Source organism: Rhodobacteraceae bacterium LMO-JJ12 (assembly GCA_021555075.1).
GTDB lineage: Bacteria > Pseudomonadota > Alphaproteobacteria > Rhodobacterales > Rhodobacteraceae > JAKGBX01.
Map to the genome: position 1 here is coordinate 12,696 of JAKGBX010000003.1, position 17,807 is coordinate 30,502.

Annotated in this window: 16 protein-coding genes and 1 pseudogene; 16 read left to right on the forward strand and 1 reads right to left on the reverse strand. The window is 59.1% G+C overall.

All coding sequences use genetic code 11. The annotated features are described in order from the left end of the window. The first annotated feature begins 49 nt into the window (after positions 1-49). The 16 genes and pseudogenes from secY to LZG00_16410 all read left to right on the forward strand — a co-directional run bounded on the left by secY (position 50) and on the right by LZG00_16410 (position 16,498). Positions 50-1,411 (forward strand): preprotein translocase subunit SecY, encoded by a 1,362-nt coding sequence (secY, locus tag LZG00_16335; GenBank protein MCF3595561.1) that lies wholly within the window; start codon positions 50-52, stop codon positions 1,409-1,411. Next, positions 1,408-2,052 carry an adenylate kinase gene (locus LZG00_16340; GenBank protein MCF3595562.1) on the forward strand — a complete coding sequence of 215 codons (645 nt, stop codon included), beginning with the start codon at positions 1,408-1,410 and terminating at the stop codon, positions 2,050-2,052. Before secY ends, LZG00_16340 begins: the two co-directional genes overlap by 4 nt. A 348-nt stretch (positions 2,053-2,400) precedes the next feature. After that, positions 2,401-2,769: a 30S ribosomal protein S13 gene (rpsM, locus tag LZG00_16345; protein MCF3595563.1), complete on the forward strand. Its 369-nt coding sequence runs from the start codon at positions 2,401-2,403 to the stop codon at positions 2,767-2,769. A 14-nt stretch (positions 2,770-2,783) separates the two neighbouring features. Then, a complete protein-coding gene (rpsK, locus tag LZG00_16350; GenBank protein ID MCF3595564.1) occupies positions 2,784-3,173 on the forward strand; it encodes a 30S ribosomal protein S11 in 390 nt (129 codons plus the stop codon). Positions 3,174-3,286: 113 nt separating this feature from the next. Continuing rightward, a complete protein-coding gene (locus LZG00_16355; protein ID MCF3595565.1) occupies positions 3,287-4,303 on the forward strand; it encodes a DNA-directed RNA polymerase subunit alpha in 1,017 nt (338 codons plus the stop codon). 130 nt (positions 4,304-4,433) lie between these two features. Beyond that, positions 4,434-4,862 carry a 50S ribosomal protein L17 gene (gene rplQ, locus LZG00_16360; GenBank protein ID MCF3595566.1) on the forward strand — a complete coding sequence of 143 codons (429 nt, stop codon included), beginning with the start codon at positions 4,434-4,436 and terminating at the stop codon, positions 4,860-4,862. Positions 4,863-5,005: 143 nt separating this feature from the next. Beyond that, on the forward strand, positions 5,006-6,388 hold the full coding sequence (locus tag LZG00_16365) for a trypsin-like peptidase domain-containing protein (protein MCF3595567.1): 1,383 nt from the start codon (positions 5,006-5,008) through the stop codon (positions 6,386-6,388). Positions 6,389-6,475: 87 nt separating this feature from the next. Continuing rightward, positions 6,476-7,792, forward strand: coding sequence for a replication-associated recombination protein A (locus LZG00_16370; protein MCF3595568.1), 1,317 nt, complete (start codon positions 6,476-6,478; stop codon positions 7,790-7,792). 171 nt (positions 7,793-7,963) lie between these two features. Next, complete coding sequence (gene crcB / locus LZG00_16375; protein ID MCF3595569.1) at positions 7,964-8,344, forward strand: fluoride efflux transporter CrcB; 381 nt, start codon at positions 7,964-7,966, stop codon at positions 8,342-8,344. After that, the gene (locus LZG00_16380; GenBank protein MCF3595570.1) at positions 8,341-9,390 is read left to right on the forward strand and encodes an RluA family pseudouridine synthase; all 1,050 of its coding nucleotides are present in this window, start codon (positions 8,341-8,343) and stop codon (positions 9,388-9,390) included. Before crcB ends, LZG00_16380 begins: the two co-directional genes overlap by 4 nt. Next, a complete protein-coding gene (locus LZG00_16385) occupies positions 9,387-10,070 on the forward strand; it encodes an HAD-IA family hydrolase (protein ID MCF3595571.1) in 684 nt (227 codons plus the stop codon). The genes LZG00_16380 and LZG00_16385 overlap by 4 nt, the downstream gene beginning before the upstream one ends. Then, positions 10,067-10,780 carry an ATPase gene (locus LZG00_16390; GenBank protein MCF3595572.1) on the forward strand — a complete coding sequence of 238 codons (714 nt, stop codon included), beginning with the start codon at positions 10,067-10,069 and terminating at the stop codon, positions 10,778-10,780. The genes LZG00_16385 and LZG00_16390 overlap by 4 nt, the downstream gene beginning before the upstream one ends. Before the next feature lie 219 nt (positions 10,781-10,999). Next, positions 11,000-12,019, forward strand: coding sequence for an amino acid ABC transporter substrate-binding protein (locus LZG00_16395; protein MCF3595573.1), 1,020 nt, complete (start codon positions 11,000-11,002; stop codon positions 12,017-12,019). 121 nt (positions 12,020-12,140) lie between these two features. Then, positions 12,141-13,844, forward strand: a complete 1,704-nt coding sequence (locus tag LZG00_16400) for an ABC transporter permease subunit (GenBank protein MCF3595574.1) — start codon at positions 12,141-12,143, stop codon at positions 13,842-13,844. A gap of 1,207 nt (positions 13,845-15,051) precedes the next feature. Then, positions 15,052-15,696: pseudogene (locus LZG00_16405) on the forward strand (amino acid ABC transporter permease). Between the two features lie 52 nt (positions 15,697-15,748). After that, entirely contained in the window at positions 15,749-16,498 is a 750-nt protein-coding gene (locus tag LZG00_16410) for an amino acid ABC transporter ATP-binding protein (GenBank protein MCF3595575.1), read from the forward strand. Between the two features lie 75 nt (positions 16,499-16,573). Here LZG00_16410 and LZG00_16415 read toward each other — a convergent pair whose 3' ends face one another. Then, positions 16,574-17,788 (reverse strand): site-specific DNA-methyltransferase, encoded by a 1,215-nt coding sequence (locus LZG00_16415; GenBank protein ID MCF3595576.1) that lies wholly within the window; start codon positions 17,786-17,788, stop codon positions 16,574-16,576. Positions 17,789-17,807 lie beyond the last annotated feature (19 nt).

A 17,807-nucleotide genomic window follows, 5' to 3' on the forward strand; every position in this document is an offset into this window, starting at 1 on the left:
GCCGGGCCGGGAAACCGCCTTGGCGGCGCATGCATGAAAGAGACCGAGAATGGTATCTGCTGCCGAACAAATGGCCGCCAACACGAGCTGGGCGGCGCTGGGCAAAGCCAGCGACCTGCGCAATCGCATCCTGTTCACGCTGGGACTTCTGATCGTTTACCGGCTGGGCACGTTCATTCCCGTGCCGGGAATCGACGGCCAGGCGCTGCGCGACTTCATGGAAGGCGCAGGGCAGGGGATCGGTGGCATCCTGACGATGTTTACCGGTGGTGCGCTTGGCCGGATGGGGATTTTTGCCCTCGGCATCATGCCCTACATCTCGGCCTCGATCATTGTTCAACTGCTGGCCTCGATGGTGCCTGCGCTGGAACAGATGAAGAAAGAGGGCGAACAAGGCCGCAAGAAGATGAACCAGTGGACCCGCTATGGCACGGTCTTTCTGGCCACCTTGCAGTCCTACGGCCTTGCCAAAAGCCTTGAAGCGGGTGATCTCGCCACTGATCCGGGCTTCTTCTTTGTCGCGTCCACCATGATCACGCTGATCGGCGGCACGATGTTCCTGATGTGGCTGGGCGAACAGATCACCGCGCGCGGCATCGGCAACGGTATCTCGCTCATCATCTTTGTTGGTATCATCGCAGAAGTTCCCGCCGCGCTGGCACAGTTCTTCAGCCAGGGGCGTTCGGGCATCATCAGCCCTGCCGTGATCGTTGGCGTCATCATCATGGTGATCGCCACCATTGCCTTTGTCGTGTTCATGGAGCGTGCGCTTCGCAAGATCCATATTCAATACCCGCGCCGTCAGGTCGGCATGAAGGTTTATGATGGCGGCTCAAGCCATCTTCCGGTCAAGGTCAACCCGGCGGGCGTGATCCCGGCGATCTTTGCCAGCTCCCTGCTTTTGCTGCCGGTTACGATCAGCACCTTCTCGGGCAATCAGACCGGCCCGATCATGTCCACGCTGCTGGCCTATTTCGGCCCCGGACAGCCGCTTTATCTGGCGTTCTTCGTCGGGATGATCGTGTTCTTCACCTACTTCTATACGTTCAACGTCAGCTTCAAACCTGACGAAGTCGCCGACAATCTGAAGAATCAGAACGGCTTTGTTCCTGGTATCCGCCCCGGCAAGAAGACCGCCGAATATCTGGAATTTGTGGTCAACCGCGTGTTGGTGCTTGGCTCGGCCTATCTTGCGGCGGTCTGTCTGCTGCCCGAAATCCTGCGCAGCCAGATGGCGATTCCGTTCTATTTTGGCGGCACCTCGGTGCTGATCGTGGTCTCGGTTACGATGGACACGATCCAGCAGGTGCAAAGCCACCTTCTGGCGCATCAATATGAAGGCTTGATTGAAAAGTCGCAGTTGTCCGGCAAGGGGCGGCGGCGCAAGAAGAAAGGACCGGCCCGCCGATGAACATCATTCTGCTCGGACCGCCGGGCGCCGGAAAAGGCACCCAGGCGCGGCATCTTGTTGAGACCCGCAATATGATCCAGCTTTCAACCGGCGATATGCTGCGCGAAGCCAAGGACAGCGGCACCGAGATGGGCAAACGCGTGGCCGAAGTGATGGCCCGGGGCGAGTTGGTGACGGATGAGATCGTGATCGGCCTGATCCGTGAAAAGCTGGAAGGCGACAAGAAGGGCGGCGTCATCTTTGACGGTTTTCCACGCACATTGGCCCAGGCGGATGCTTTGGCCGAACTTCTGAGCGAGACCGGCGAAGGCCTCGATGCCGTGATCGAAATGCGGGTTGATGACGATGCGCTCGTCGATCGCATCACCGGGCGCTACACCTGCGGCAATTGTGGCGAAGTCTATCACAAGACCACGAAGCCCGAGGCGGTGAGCGGCACCTGCGACAAATGCGGTGCCTCGGATATGCAGCGCCGCGCAGATGACAACGAAGAGTCGCTGCGCACCCGGCTGATGGAATACTACAAGAAGACCTCGCCGCTGATCGGCTATTACTATGCCAAGGGGCAACTGAGTTCGGTTGATGGTCTTGGCGAGATTGCCGACGTGCAAAACGCGATTTCTGCGGCGTTGGATAGCTGACTTGATCACCTTTTCCCCGAGGCGTGGGAAAAGGTGAAACCTCGCGAATGGCGGTGGTTTGTCTTTGCTCCCGCTTCCTGAACATAGCTGCGCCGCGCTTCTCCGCCGCTGTGTCTATGCGAAGATTCAAGGGTCAAATCGGGTGCGAAGTACTTCCCCCTTGACGCCTCACGCAATACCTCCTAACCAGCGCTATCTCGCATGAGAAACCGATTCTTTTTGGGTCGCACCCGGAAGGAATGACAACCTCGAATTCAGCTGCGGCCCGGAGCGAAAAAAACGCCTCGGGCTTACGTTGTGAAAAAAGGGTCTGGCATTACGGACCCGCAACGCAAAGGAAAGTGACACGTGGCACGTATTGCCGGCGTAAACATCCCGACCCACAAACGGGTCCCGATCGCCCTGACTTATATCACCGGAATTGGCCATACTTCGGCCAAGGCTATCTGTGAAGCCGTGAACATCGACGCCGCGCGTCGCGTGAACGAGCTCAGCGATGCCGAAGTTCTCGCCATTCGCGAACATATCGACGCCAATTTTGCGGTCGAAGGCGATCTTCGCCGCGAGACCCAGATGAACATCAAGCGTCTGATGGACCTTGGCTGCTATCGTGGCCTGCGCCACCGTCGCAACCTGCCGGTTCGCGGTCAGCGCACTCACACCAACGCACGCACCCGCAAAGGCCCCGCACGGGCCATTGCCGGCAAGAAGAAATAAGGGAGGGCTGAACAATGGCACGCGATACCAAACGCACCAAGAAGAAGGTCTCCAAGAACATCGCCGCAGGTGTGGCGCATGTGAACTCTTCTTTCAACAACACCAAGATCCTGATTTCGGACGTCCAAGGCAACGCAATTGCCTGGTCCTCGTCGGGCACCATGGGCTTCAAAGGCTCGCGCAAGTCGACGCCTTACGCGGCGCAGATGGCCGCTGAAGATGCCGGTCGCAAGGCACAGGAACACGGTGTGAAAACCCTTGAAGTCGAAGTGCAGGGCCCCGGCTCTGGCCGCGAGAGCGCATTGCGCGCATTGGCCGCTGTTGGTTTCAACATCACCTCGATCCGTGATGTGACCCCGATGGCCCACAACGGCTGTCGCCCGCCGAAACGCCGTCGGGTCTGATCGTTTGAGAATACCACGGGGCCTGGCAAACATGCCGGGCCTCGTGACGTCATTTTAACCTCGGGCGTCTTTTGCCTACGGACATGGGGCAGAAGACAGGAATGGAGGGACGCATGATCCATAAGAATTGGCAGGAACTGATCAAACCCACGCAGCTTGACGTCAAGCCGGGCAATGACCCGACCCGTCAGGCGACCATCGTGGCCGAACCGCTGGAACGCGGCTTTGGTCTCACGCTGGGCAACGCGCTGCGCCGGGTTCTGATGAGCTCGCTGCAAGGTGCCGCAATCACTTCGGTGCAGATCGACAACGTGCTGCACGAGTTCAGCAGCGTGGCCGGTGTGCGCGAAGACGTGACCGACATCGTGTTGAACCTCAAGGGTGTCTCTGTGCGCATGGATGTCGAAGGCCCGAAACGGCTTTCGGTCAATGCCAAGGGGCCGGGTGTTGTTACCGCTGGTGACATCTCCGACAGTGCTGGCATCGAGATTTTGAACCGCGACCATGTGATCTGCCACCTCGATGAGGGTGCCGATCTCTACATGGAACTGACGGTTAATACCGGTAACGGTTATGTCGCGGCCGACAAGAACAAGCCTGAAGATGCGCCCATCGGTCTGATTCCGATCGACGCGATCTATTCGCCGGTCAAGCGTGTTTCCTATGACGTGCAGCCGACCCGCGAAGGTCAGGTTCTCGACTATGACAAGCTGACCATGAAGATCGATACCGATGGTTCGATCACGCCGGATGATGCGCTGGCGTTTGCCGCGCGCATTCTGCAGGATCAACTGTCGATCTTCGTGAACTTTGAAGAGCCCGAAGCAGCCGGCCGTCAGGAAGAAGACGACGGACTGGAATTCAACCCGCTTCTGCTCAAGAAAGTCGACGAGTTGGAACTGTCGGTCCGTTCGGCCAACTGCCTCAAGAACGACAACATCGTTTACATCGGCGATCTGATCCAGAAAACCGAAGCCGAGATGCTGCGCACTCCGAACTTCGGTCGCAAGTCGCTGAACGAGATCAAGGAAGTGCTCTCGGGCATGGGTCTGCATCTCGGGATGGACGTCGAAGATTGGCCGCCAGACAACATCGAAGATCTGGCCAAGAAATTCGAAGACGCGTTCTAAGAATTCGTAGGCCGGGGTTGCCCTCGGCCTACATCACCATCCGGGCACACTGCCCCAAGGAGAGTTGCTGACACGCATCGGCAGCCAGACAAAGCAAAACCGCCCGTAGAGGGCATAAGGAGTAAGACACATGCGTCACGCAAAAGGCTATCGCCGCCTCAACCGCACCCACGAGCACCGCAAGGCGCTTTTCTCGAACATGTCCGGCTCGCTGATCGAGCACGAACAGATCAAGACGACCCTGCCCAAAGCCAAAGAACTCAAGCGGATCATGGACAAGCTGATCACGCTCGGCAAACGCGGCGACCTGCACGCCCGCCGTCAGGCCGCGTCTCAGCTCAAGCAAGACAAAGACGTCGCCAAGCTGTTCGAAGTTCTCGGCCCGCGCTACAAAGAGCGTCAGGGTGGCTACACCCGCGTGCTCAAAGCGGGTTTCCGCTATGGTGACATGGCGCCGATGGCAATCATCGAACTGGTCGATCGCGACCCTGCTGCCAAAGGCGCTGCCGACAAGGCCCGTGTCGAAGCAGAAGCTGAAGCCGAGATGAACGAGGGCTAAGCCCCGCTTTCACCGCGAATTTCCGAAGCCCCCGCCCCAACCGGCGGGGGTTTTGCGTTGACGCTCGTTGTGTGACACCCTCGGTCTGCTTGCATTTCTACCTTCCGCTCCGCATATCAGAACGCAAGACATTGGAGACCCTCATGGTTCGCATCCTGATCCTGATCCTTGCCTTTCTGGCCGCGCCGTTGGCCGCCGAGACCCGAGTGCCGGCCTCGCAAGCTGAAATCACACTCGGCTTCGCGCCTCTGGTGAAACAGGCCGCGCCTGCTGTGGTTAATATTTATGCCAAGCGCGTTGTGCAGGTGCGCCAATCAAATCCGTTTATCAATGATCCCTTCTTCAATGATTTCTTTCAGGGCTTTGGAACGCCGCGGCCGCAGGTGCAAAACAGCCTCGGCTCGGGCGTGATCCTGACCGAAGAAGGCATTGCAGTGTCAAATTACCATGTCGTCGGGCAGGCCACCGATATCCGCGTCGTGCTCAATGACCGTCGCGAGTATGACGCCAGCATCCTTTTGGCCGACAAGGAAAGCGATCTGGCCATCCTGCAGATCGAAGACGCGCCTGATTTGCCCTTCTTGGCCCTGCGTGACAGCGAAACGCTCGAAGTGGGCGAGCTGGTGTTGGCCATCGGCAACCCCTTTGGCGTTGGCCAGACCGTGACCAGTGGCATCGTCTCGGGGCTGGCGCGTTCCGGCACCGCCACAGGAAGCGCGCGCGGCTATTTCATTCAGACTGACGCGGCGATCAATCCGGGCAACTCCGGCGGCGCGCTGATTGATGTGAACGGCGCGCTTATCGGCATCAACACCCGTATTCTGTCGCATTCTGGCGGCTCCAACGGCATCGGCTTTGCCATCCCGTCGGCTCTCGTTCAGCGGTTCGTTGAGCAGGCACACAAGGGCGAGTCCCGCTTCATCCGCCCTTGGGCCGGGATGAATGGACAACCGGTCGATCCCGATATCGCCAACAGCCTTGGGCTGGCGGTCCCTCAGGGCATCGTGATCTCCGATCTGCACGCCGTCAGCCCGTTTCTGGCCGCGGGTTTGCGTCCCGGCGATGTGATTACCGCGGTTAACGGGCAGACGGTGAACACCCCTGATGAGATGGTCTTTCGCATGACGGTCGCGGGGCTTGGAAATACCGTTTCCATCACCCGCGTGCGCGATGGCGAGGCCAGCGAGATCGCCGTCAACCTGATCGCCGCCCCTGATGAGCCACCGCGCAACACGTTGCGCACATCGCGCCGCGCCGCAATACCAGAGCTTGAGATCGCCAATATCAACCCCGCCGTGTTGGCCGAATTCGGTCTGCCGCTCAATGCTTCGGGGGTGGTGATCACCGATCCCGGCCCGGCGGGGCCGCGCGCCGGCTTGGCACGTGGCGATGTGTTGCGCGCCATCAACGACGTGGCGCTAACAGATACGGCACAGGCCGAAGCGCTGCTGGGCAAGACATCACGCTGGCTGTCACTTGAGGTGCAGCGCGGCAATCAACGCCATGTGCTGCGTTTCCGCCTCTGAGCGCACCCAAGCCCAAGGCGGCGCATTTCCCCGCCAGCACAAACGCGCTATGCAAGAGTGGCTCATAGCTGCCAGGACCTGCTTTAGATGACCGATCTTTTTGATACCGCACCTGCGCCTGATGGCGCTCCGGCCAAGGGGCCGCGTCCTCTGGCGGATCGTCTGCGCCCTGCCACGCTGGCCGAGGTGATCGGCCAGGATCATATCCTCGGAGCGGAGGGGCCGTTGGGCGTCATGCTCGAGTCCGGCTCACTGTCGTCGCTGATCCTCTGGGGGCCGCCGGGTGTTGGCAAGACCACCATCGCGCGGCTTCTGGCCGCTGAGACGGATCTGCACTTCGTCCAGATCAGCGCTATTTTTACCGGTGTGCCCGAGTTGCGCCGCGTCTTTGAGGCCGCCAAACACCGTCGCTCCAACGGTCAGGGCACGCTGCTTTTCGTTGATGAAATTCACCGCTTCAACAAGGCGCAACAGGACGGCTTTCTGCCCCATATGGAAGACGGTACCATCCTTCTGGTCGGCGCCACCACGGAAAACCCCAGCTTTGAACTCAACGCCGCTCTGCTCTCGCGCGCCCAGGTGCTCACCCTCAAACGTCTCGATCTCGCGGCGCTTGAACGGTTGGCACAACGCGCGGAAAAGGTGCTTGGCAAAGCCCTGCCGCTAGACGGGTCAGCGCGCGAGGCGCTGCTTGAGATGGCTGATGGCGATGGCCGCACAATTCTCAACCTGGTCGAACAGGTTGCGGCATGGAAGGTCTCGGGCAAGCTCGACCGCGATGCACTTTCCACCCGCCTGATGCGACGGGCGGCGAAATACGACAAATCCGGCGAGGAACATTACAATCTGATGTCGGCGCTGCATAAATCGGTGCGCGGCTCCGATCCCGATGCGGCGCTCTATTGGCTGGCGCGCATGCTCACAGGCGGCGAAGACCCGCGCTATCTTGCCCGCCGCATTACCCGCATGGCGGTGGAAGACATCGGGCTGGCCGACCCACAGGCCCAAACCCATTGTCTGCATGCCTGGGAAGTTTTTGAACGCCTCGGCAGCCCCGAAGGCGAATTGGCGCTGGCGCAGGCGGTGATCTATCTTGCCCTCGCCCCCAAATCCAACGCTGGCTACGCCGCCTACAAAGCAGCAATGGTGCAGGCGAAGAAAACCGGCTCCGAGCCGCCCCCCAAACACATCCTCAACGCCCCCACCAAGTTGATGAAAGACGAAGGGTATGGCGCGGGCTATGCCTATGACCATGACGCCAAGGATGGTTTTTCCGGACAGAACTACTTCCCCGATGGGGTCAAGCGCCCGGTACTTTACCAGCCGGTCGAGCGCGGCTTTGAACGCGAACTCAAGAAGCGCCTTGACTGGTTCACCAAGCAACGGCTTGAGCGGGGCAGTTGACCCCTTCATCTTGCCAAAAGTATCCCGGGGGGTGCGGGGGGCTGGCCCCCCGCTTTTACCTGTGGTGCGGGGGGCTGGCCCCCCCGCCGTTACGTCTGGCGCGCGTCACCGACCCTGCGCCCCGCCCTTGCCAGCTTGACAAACCGCCCGCCCCCTGAGACAGACCAGCCCATGGTCACAACCCTTCTTCAGGTCGCCCTTGGCGGCGCTATTGGCGCTTCTGCCCGCTATCTTACGTCAATCGGCGCGATGCGGCTGATGGGTCCGGGTTTCCCGTGGGGAACGCTGGCGGTAAACGTGATCGGCTCATTCCTGATGGGTGTTCTGGTCGTAGCACTGGCTTACAAGGACGGCAGCACGCGGCTGGCCCCCTTCTTGATGACAGGGATCCTGGGTGGCTTTACCACTTTCTCGGCCTTTTCGCTTGATACGATTGCAATCTTTGAGCGTGGAGAAGTGGTGCTGGCCTGTTTCTATGTGGTGGCCTCAGTCCTGTTATCGCTCGGGGCAATTGTGCTGGCGATGTATCTGACACGGGGGTTTTACACATGAGCAAAGTTCAAAACGTGACGATCGAGGCCGGAGAAGGCGACCAGAGGCTTGATCGCTGGTTTCGCCGTCGCTTCCCGCATGTGCCCCAGGGGCGTATCGAAAAAATGTGCCGCAAGGGCGATTTGCGGGTTGATGGCGCGCGGGTGAAAACCTCGACTCGTGTCGAGGAAGGCCAGAATGTGCGCATCCCGCCGCTGCCCGAGCCCGGCGAAATCCCGAGAAACCCTGCGCAAAACGTGCATGTCTCCGCCGCCGACGCCAGAATGATGCAGGATGCCGTGCTCTGGCGCGACGATCATATCATCGCGATCAACAAGCCTCCCGGCCTGCCGTCTCAGGGGGGGTCGAAACAGACCCGTCATGTCGATGGCCTCTCCGAGGCGCTGCGTTTTGACGTCGATGAAAAACCCCGCCTGGTGCATCGGCTCGACAAGGACACTTCGGGCGTGCTCCTTTTGGCCCGCACGCGGGCGATGGCCGCCGCCCTGACGGCCGCGATGCGCCATCGTGAAACGCGCAAGATCTATTGGGCCGTGGTGGCCGGTGTGCCGCATCCCTATCTTGGTGAAATCAAATATGGGCTGGTCAAGGCGCCGGGCCACGGTGCCAAGGGCGAGGGTGAAAAGATGCTTTGCCTGCATCCGCGCGACGTCGAGAAGACCTATGGCGCCAAGCGTGCGATCACCCAGTATGCCACGCTCTACAGGGTGGCCAGCCGTGCCGCCTGGGTGGCGATGGAGCCGATTACGGGGCGCACCCACCAACTGCGTGCACATATGGCCGAAATCGGACACCCGATCATCGGTGACGGCAAATATGGCGGCTCGGGCCAGGAAAACATGGGCGATGGCTGGGGCGCGCAACTGGGCGGGATCATCTCGAACAAGCTGCACCTGCACGCCCGGATGATGCGTTTCGAACATCCGGTCACGCGCAAGTTGATCACCATCACGGCACCGCTACCCGACCATATGGCCGCCACGTTCGACAATCTGGGTTGGGCGCCTGACATGGCCGCCGAAGACCCGTTCGAGGCGATGCCATGAGCACGCAACTGCGGCTGGCGGTTTTTGATGTCGATGGCACCCTGGCCGATAGTCAGAGCGAAATCGTCTCTGCCATGACCGCCGCCTTTGAGGGTGAAAACCTGCCCGCACCCTTGCGCGCCGAAATCCTCGCAATCGTCGGCCTGTCGCTGGATCAGGCAATGGCCCGCTTGGCGCCCGATCTTCCCGAGGCGCGCCGGACTGCGCTTGTTGCGGGTTATCGATCCGCCTATTTTCACCAGCGCCAGATGCAGGGCGCGTCACCGCTCTATGATGGTGCGCTCGACGCGCTGGAAACACTTGCCCGCGATCCGTTCCTGCTTATGGGTGTGGCCACCGGCAAATCGAAACGTGGCCTTGATGCGCTGATCGAAGCGCATGATCTGACGCGGTTCTTTGTCACCCGACAGGTGGCAGATTTCCACCCGTCCAAACCGCACCCCGCAATGCTACAGGCGGCCCTTGATGAGGCCGGGGTAGGGGCCTCTGACGCGGTGATGATCGGCGACACCACGTTTGACATGGAAATGGCGCGCGCGGCGGGGACCTGTGCAATCGGGGTCAACTGGGGCTACCACCCGGCTGAATCGCTCGATGCGGCGCTGGTGATCTCGGGGTTTTCGCAATTGCCGCGAGCGATAGATACCGTTCTGCCCTTGAAAGCGGAGAATCGTCTATGAGTGTAAAGAAAATCAAGCGGTTTTGGAAAGAAGCCACCGTCGCGCCCCTGGACGACGGATTTACCGTTCTGCTTGACGGGCGCGCGCTGCAAACCCCGGCCAAGCAACCTTTGGTGGTGCCGATGGATGCGCTGGCGGCACGGATTGCGGCCGAATGGGACGCTCAGGAGGGTGAGGTTGACCCGATGGCCATGCCGTTCACCCGGTCGGCCAATGCGGCCATCGACAAGGTGCGCGTGCAGCATGCAGAAGTGGCCGACCTTATAGCCGCCTATGGCGACGCTGATCTCCTATGCTATCGCGCCGAAACGCCTCAAGAGCTTGTGGCGCGACAGCAAGCCGGGTGGGATCCGCTTCTTGAATGGGCGCGTGATGATCAAGGGATTGATCTCAGGTATTTTTCCGGTGTCATACACCAACCGCAAAGCTCCGAGGCTTTGGGCCGCATTGCGGCCCTGACGCGGGCAATGGATGCCTATGAATTGACCGCATTTCATGACCTGGTCAGCCTCAGCGGCTCGTATGTGCTTGGTCTGGCTGCGGCGCGCAGGCAGCAACCAGCGACGGCGCTCTGGGATTTGTCGCGCATCGACGAGACCTGGCAGGAGGAGCAATGGGGCGCCGACGAAGAAGCCACGGCCATGGCCGCGATCAAACGCACCGCTTTCTTGCACGCGGCAGATCTGTTTCGGATCGCGTCCCAGAGCTGATCGAGGTTTACCTTTGGTAAATTGCTTGAAAAGCGAGCTGAAAGTCCAAACTCCCCGATTGCAATCATTCTTTCTGCTGATGAAACGCTTGACGTTTTGCGATGAATCCGACCAGACTTGTCTGCATTGAAGGGGCAGCAACCCTTCGAAATTCGAACCCGGCTGGGACAGCCGGAGAATATCGCCTGCAAAACGGCGGACAATCAGGAAGAGGTAAAAATGAAAAGAACCGTATTTCTCGGCGCACTAACAGTAGCAGGTTTGACCGCCGGAGTCGCTGCTGCTGGTACGCTTGATGACGTAAAAGCCCGTGGCAAGCTGAACTGTGGTGTTTCAACTGGCCTTGCCGGTTTCTCCCTGCCTGACGCCAATGGCGAATGGAAAGGTTTTGACGTTGATGTGTGCCGCGCTGTTGCGGCTGCCGTTCTTGGCGACTCCAAGGCAGTTGAGTTCGTGCCGACAACTGGCAAAACCCGGTTCACCGCGCTCGCCTCTGGCGAGATCGACCTGTTGGCTCGTAACACAACCTGGACTTTCTCGCGCGATGTCGATCTCAAGTTCACCTTCATTGGCGTGAACTACTATGACGGCCAAGGCTTCATGGTGCCAAAATCGCTCGGCGTCAGCTCGGCGAAAGAGCTTGATGGCTCGACCGTCTGCATTCAGACCGGCACCACGACCGAGTTGAACCTCGCGGATTTCTTCCGCACGAATAACATCAGCTATGAGCCGGTTCCGATTGAAACCAACGCCGAAGCACAACAGCAGTATCTCGCTGGCGCTTGCGACGTTTACACCACCGACGCATCCGGCCTGGCCGCAACGCGTGCAACTTTCGAAAATCCGGGCGATCACATCGTTCTGCCCGAAATCATCTCGAAAGAGCCGCTTGGCCCGCTCGTGCGTCATGGGGACGACGAATGGGGCGACGTGGCGCGCTGGACGCTGAACGCGCTGATCGCAGCCGAAGAGCTCGGCATCACATCGGCCAATATCGGCGAGATGTCGGCGGCTGCGGGCAACAACCCCGAGATCAACCGTCTGCTCGGCACCGAAGGCAACCTCGGCGAGATGCTCGGCCTCAGTGCTGATTGGGCCAAGAATGCGATCATGGCCGGTGGCAACTATGGCGAGCTTTTCGAGAAGAACATCGGTGAATCGACACCGATCGGCATCTCGCGTGGTCTCAACGCACAGTGGACCAATGGCGGGCTGATCTACGCACCGCCGTTCCGCTAAGACTTGAGGGAAAGGGCGCGGATCACTTCCGCGCCCTTTTCCAAACCAAAGAAGCGGGCTTTTTCGAGCGGGGCAAACCTCGCCGATGATAGGGTCCGGGCAACAGACAGGGACGTCGCCTATGACAACGCTTACCGACCCTCCGAGCGAGGGATTTCGGCTATCGCAACTCATCTATGACACGCGCTACCGATCCATGACGATCCAGGTTGTCGCGCTGATCGGTTTTCTTTTACTAATTGGCTGGCTGATATCCAACACGGCGCAGAATCTTTCTGATCTCGGCAAGGAACCGTCGTTTCGGTTTCTGAGTGAGCCCGCAGGTTATGACATTAACCAGCGTCTGATCGACTACAACAACCAGCACTCGCATTTCCGTGCCGCCATTGCCGGTATCCTCAACACCCTTCTGGTGGCGGCCCTTGGTTGTATCGCGGCCACTGTGCTTGGTGTGCTGATCGGCGTCCTGCGTCTTTCCAAGAACTGGCTCGTGTCGCGGCTGATGGCGATCTATGTTGAAATCTTCCGCAATGTGCCCGTGCTGCTCTGGATCGTTTTCATCATGGCGATTCTGATTGAAAGCTTACCGCATCCCAAAGAATTCCGAGGCGATCCGCCCAATTCTTCGATGTGGCTGTTTGATTCGCTGGCGTTTTCCAATCAGGGTGTGTTTATCCCGCGCATCGTCCCGGCCAGTTATTTCTGGGTTCTGATTCTGGCCGTGATCTGTTCACTACTGGGCATCCGTTATTTGCGAAAACGTGCTGCTCGGATTCAGGAGCAGACCGGCCAACGCCCTAAAACGTTGCTGGCTTCGCTGGGTCTTGTCATTGTCCCTTTTGGTTTGGCTTTCCTGGCGGTCTCGGCCGTCACCACACAGCGTCAACAGGCCTATATCGCCGGGGGCGTTGCAGGGGTTGATACCCTGTCGGCCTTTGCGGAAGAAAAGGGCGCTATCTCTTATTGCCACTCTGGTGGTGACGCGGCCTCGCTGAACGGGCTGCGATATCTTGTGGCGTCCGAAGTGCCGCAGCGGCGACGCCAATACTTCAGCCCAAATGCTTCGCTTAATGCGATGGCAGAGGGGAAATGCGATCTGATGGTCGTGAGTGCAAACCGCATCGACGCCACTCTGAACGACATCAAAGAACGCTGCTTTGCCACGTCCACCGCACATCTTGATCGTGTGAGCGAAAAGGCACGTGAAGTCATTGCCGCTGGTGGCAAGGATGTCGACAAGGCGCGCGCCCAGATTGAAACCAACTCAAAGCTGATCATCAGGGCCCGTGAAACCTGTGAAGCCATGCCGCTTTCAGTGCTTCCCGCTGATTTCACCGAAGGCAAGGCGATTGAAGTTGAACTCCCTGCGATTACCGAAAAAGGTATTCCGCGGTTTGAGGGCGGCACTCATCTGCGCAACTCACTGATCGCGCTCTGGATCGCCCTTTCGCTCTATACGGCGGCCTTCATCGCTGAAATCGTGCGCGCGGGGATCATGGCAATCAGCTCCGGTCAGACCGAAGCGGCAGCGGCGCTTGGATTGCGCTCCAAGCGTATCATGAGCCTTGTGGTTCTGCCCCAGGCGCTCCGGGTGATTATTCCGCCATTGATTTCTCAATACCTGAACCTGACCAAGAACAGCTCTTTGGCAATTGCCGTAGGGTATATGGACATTACAGGCACTCTGATGGGCATCACGCTCAACCAGACAGGTCGAGAACTGGAAACGGTGCTGTTGGGCATGCTGATCTATCTCACCATCTCGCTTAGCATCTCAGCGGTGATGAACTGGTATAACAACCGAATGAAATTGGTGGAGCGGTAATATGAGCGACACACATGCCGAAACTGTCGCCTTTGTGCGCGACACTATGCTTCCCGAACGCGAGCCTCCTGCGTCGACGACCGGGGCCGTTGGGTGGATGCGCCAGAATCTGTTTTCCGGCGTTTTGAACTCTGCGCTGACGGTGCTGTCGCTGTTGTTCGTTCTCTATGTGCTTGCGACGGTATTACCTTGGATCATGTCGCCGACATGGAACGCAGCGTCGCTGACTGAATGCCGCGCGCTCTTGCTTGAAATTGGCCGCGAAGGGCATTTTAGCGGAGCTTGCTGGGGGGTGATCCGGGATCGTTGGGTTCAGCTTTTCTTTGGTTTTTACCCTGCGGACCTCTATTGGCGCCCAATTCTGGCCTTTCTGCTTCTCGCCGTAGCTCTGGCGCCGGTCCTGTTTTCTGACAAGGTTCCGGCAAAGCTGCTGTGGTTCACGGCGGTCTATCCGCTGATCTTCCCATGGCTTCTTTGGGGGGGCGCGGTCTGGGTGCCGCTTTTGGTGCTTCTCGGTTTGGTTCTGGCTTTTGCAATCTACAAACTGGTCGAGAGCCGGACTTCTTCGTTGATGGCGATCATCGTTGCGACGATCTTTGTTGCGGCTTGGTTTGTCTGGGGGCTCGCGGCGGTTTCGGGGGCGACAAACACTGCCGTCGGCACAGCTCGGATTGATAGCAGGCTTGTGCAGCTGAATTCCGATATCGAAGCTCTGAGCGCTGACTCCACGCGCTTGGATGCTGAAATCAAAGAAACTCAGGCCAGCATTAATGAAGCCCTGAAAGTCGGAGACGATGCCCTCGCATCCGGTGAAGGTGCTTATGCTGCGCTGATCGACAAGGTCAAACCGGAGCGTGTTACGCTGGCAAACCTGCGCACTGAGAAAAACGTGGTCGATACGCAGCTTTCGGATATGGAAACGCTCAAGCGGCGAATCCTCGATATGCCCGCGCTTGAAGAAAAACTACCCGCCCTGCGCGACGCCGCAGCACAAGCTCGGGCAGCTTTGCCCGATACTGTCTCACACATACATACCGAAAACGGTCTCAAGGCGTTCAAGGTTCGGATTGTTGCGGAAGACCTCGATATTCCGGCCGGCGATGTCGATGCCTTGGAAGAAGCGCTCAAGCTCGAAAGCGATGCGAAATCGACGCAGTCGACCATCGACATGACCTATGCCGACGTCGCCCGCATCGGGCTGCGGCCCGTGCAAAGTCGCGATTTCGGGGGAATGATGCTGTCGCTTACTATCGGGGTCGTGGCCATCGCCATATCTCTACCGCTGGGGATTCTTCTGGCGCTGGGTCGGCAATCCGATCTGCCGCTTCTGAAGTCGCTCTGTGTTGGCTTTATCGAGTTCATTCGCGGTGTGCCGCTGATCACGCTGCTGTTCGTCGCCTCGACGCTTTTGAACATCTTCCTGCCGCCAGGCACGAGCTTTGATATCATCCTGCGGGTGATCATCATGGCCACGCTGTTTGCCTCTGCCTATATGGCCGAAGTGATCCGCGGCGGCCTTGCTGCTCTGCCCACGGGTCAGTACGAAGGGGCCGATAGTCTTGGCCTCAACTATTGGCAGGCACAGCGCCTGATCATAATGCCGCAGGCGTTGAAAATCTCGATCCCAGGCATCGTTTCCACATTCATCGGGCTGTTCAAGGATACCACGCTGGTGTCGATCATTGGTCTGCTCGATCCGCTCGGGCTCAGCACCGCGATTCGGGCTGATTCGGCCTGGAACGGTATCGTCTGGGAGATCTACGGGTTCATCGCGCTGATGTTCTTCATCTTCTGTTTCTCCATGTCCCGCTATTCCATGTATCTGGAGCGCAAGCTCCATACCGGTCGCTAAGGAGGCCCCTATGTCACAACTTGCAACCGAACGTGAAATCGACCGCTCGAAGATGCAGGTGAGCGACGAAGTCGCCATCGAAATCACCAATATGAACAAGTGGTATGGCACATTCCATGTGCTGCGCGACATCAACCTTACCGTGCAGCAGGGCGAACGGATCGTTATCGCGGGTCCGTCAGGCTCGGGTAAATCGACGCTGATCCGCTGCATCAACGCGCTGGAAGAACATCAGCAGGGCAAGATCGTGGTCGATGGCACGGTGCTTTCGAACGATCTCAAGAACATCGACAAGATCCGCCGCGAGGTCGGCATGGTGTTCCAGCATTTCAACCTCTTCCCGCATCTCAGCATTCTCGACAATCTGACTCTCGCGCCGATCTGGGTGCGCAAGATCCCCCGTCGCGAGGCCGAGGAAACCGCGATGCACTATCTCGAAAAGGTCAAGATCCCCGAACAGGCCGACAAATTCCCCGGCCAACTCTCGGGTGGTCAGCAACAGCGGGTGGCGATTGCCCGCAGCCTGTGTATGCAGCCCCGGATCATGCTGTTTGACGAACCCACCTCGGCGCTTGACCCCGAGATGATCAAGGAAGTTCTCGACACGATGATCGAGCTGGCGGAAGAAGGCATGACCATGCTCTGCGTGACCCACGAGATGGGTTTTGCCCGTCAGGTCGCCAACCGCGTGATTTTTATGGATGCTGGCCAAATCATCGAACAGAACGAGCCGGAAGAGTTCTTCAACAACCCGCAGAGCGAACGCACCAAGCTGTTCCTCAGCCAGATTCTGGGTCACTGAACGCGGGACTATCGCAGCGAAACGGGCAGGGGCGTTTCCCTGCCCGTTTTCTATTTCGAGCAGGGTTTTGCCAAGCTAACTCCGCCGCAAGAGCACGATCCGATTGGTGTTGGTGCCCTTGGTTCCATTCGAGATGCCCCAGCAATTGGCCGTCTTGGTGAAATCCTGATCATTCACCATCACGCCGAGCCGCTCAAACGGCAGCCCCGCCGCCGCCGCCCAGACCAGCCGCTCAAGCAAAACCTTGCCGCCACGCACCTCGCCGACCTCGAACGCGACATGCCCGCCGGGGCGCAGAATGCGGGCCTGTTCGCGCAGCACCTCATGCACCATTTCGCTCCAGGCATCCTGCGTGCGCAGCATCGCAATATTTACCCCGGCGGGGTCGATCCCGGCAAACCAACAGCGCAGCCAGTTGTCGGCGGCGTAATTCACCACATCCAGAAACGGCGGCGAGGTAACGACCAGATCGACGGACCCGCCATCAATCCCGTGCGTCTCGTCGGCCGCACCGGTGAAAAACTGCGCGCGCACGCCGTTTTCTGCCGCGCCCTGCCGCAAGAGCGATTTGGCCTTCTTCAGGATGATGGCCGCCACATCCTTTTGCGGCGGCGTCACGCCCAGCTTTGCGTTGATCCGAAGTTGCGATTTGAGCGAGACCGCTTGATTAGGTGGCATGGATCGGCCCGAGAAAAAACCCGGCGAATGCCCACTTAGCCGGTTCAGCGCGATCATACGGATCCAGTCGGTTGTCGGATCAAGGCTCCCGTCCGCCGCAACCCGCCCGGCGATCCATTCCTTCAACTGCTCCAGATGGCTCAGCGTCACCGGGTGATAAAATGCCTCCAATTCGGGCTGTAGCGGGGCGCGCTCCTGCCAGTCGATTTCGGCAAGGGTTTCTTGCAACTTCTCGACACTCATCGGCACGGTGCGGGGGCGCGCCAACATGGTCGAAAGCGGGTTCACGTCATTGCCGATCACATCGCGCCCCAAGAGCGCCGCTTCAATCGGCGTGGTGCCGCGCCCCATGAAGGGGTCATGCACCGTGTCGCCCGGCCGCGTCAGGCGCTGGATGAAAAATGCCGGCAGTTGTGCCTTGAAACAGGCGCGATAGGAAATCTCGTGCAGCGCATGCGAACGGCGCTGCTCCGATGTCCAATACTCGTTGACGAAATATGGGATGTCGCCATCCAAGAGTTCTTCCGTCTGGCGGCCAAACTCCGAAAACCCGCGTAATTTATCCAGAAAATCCACCTGCGTTTCGTTCGCTTTCGACAGGGGATGCTGCATCCATAAGACTCCGATTACG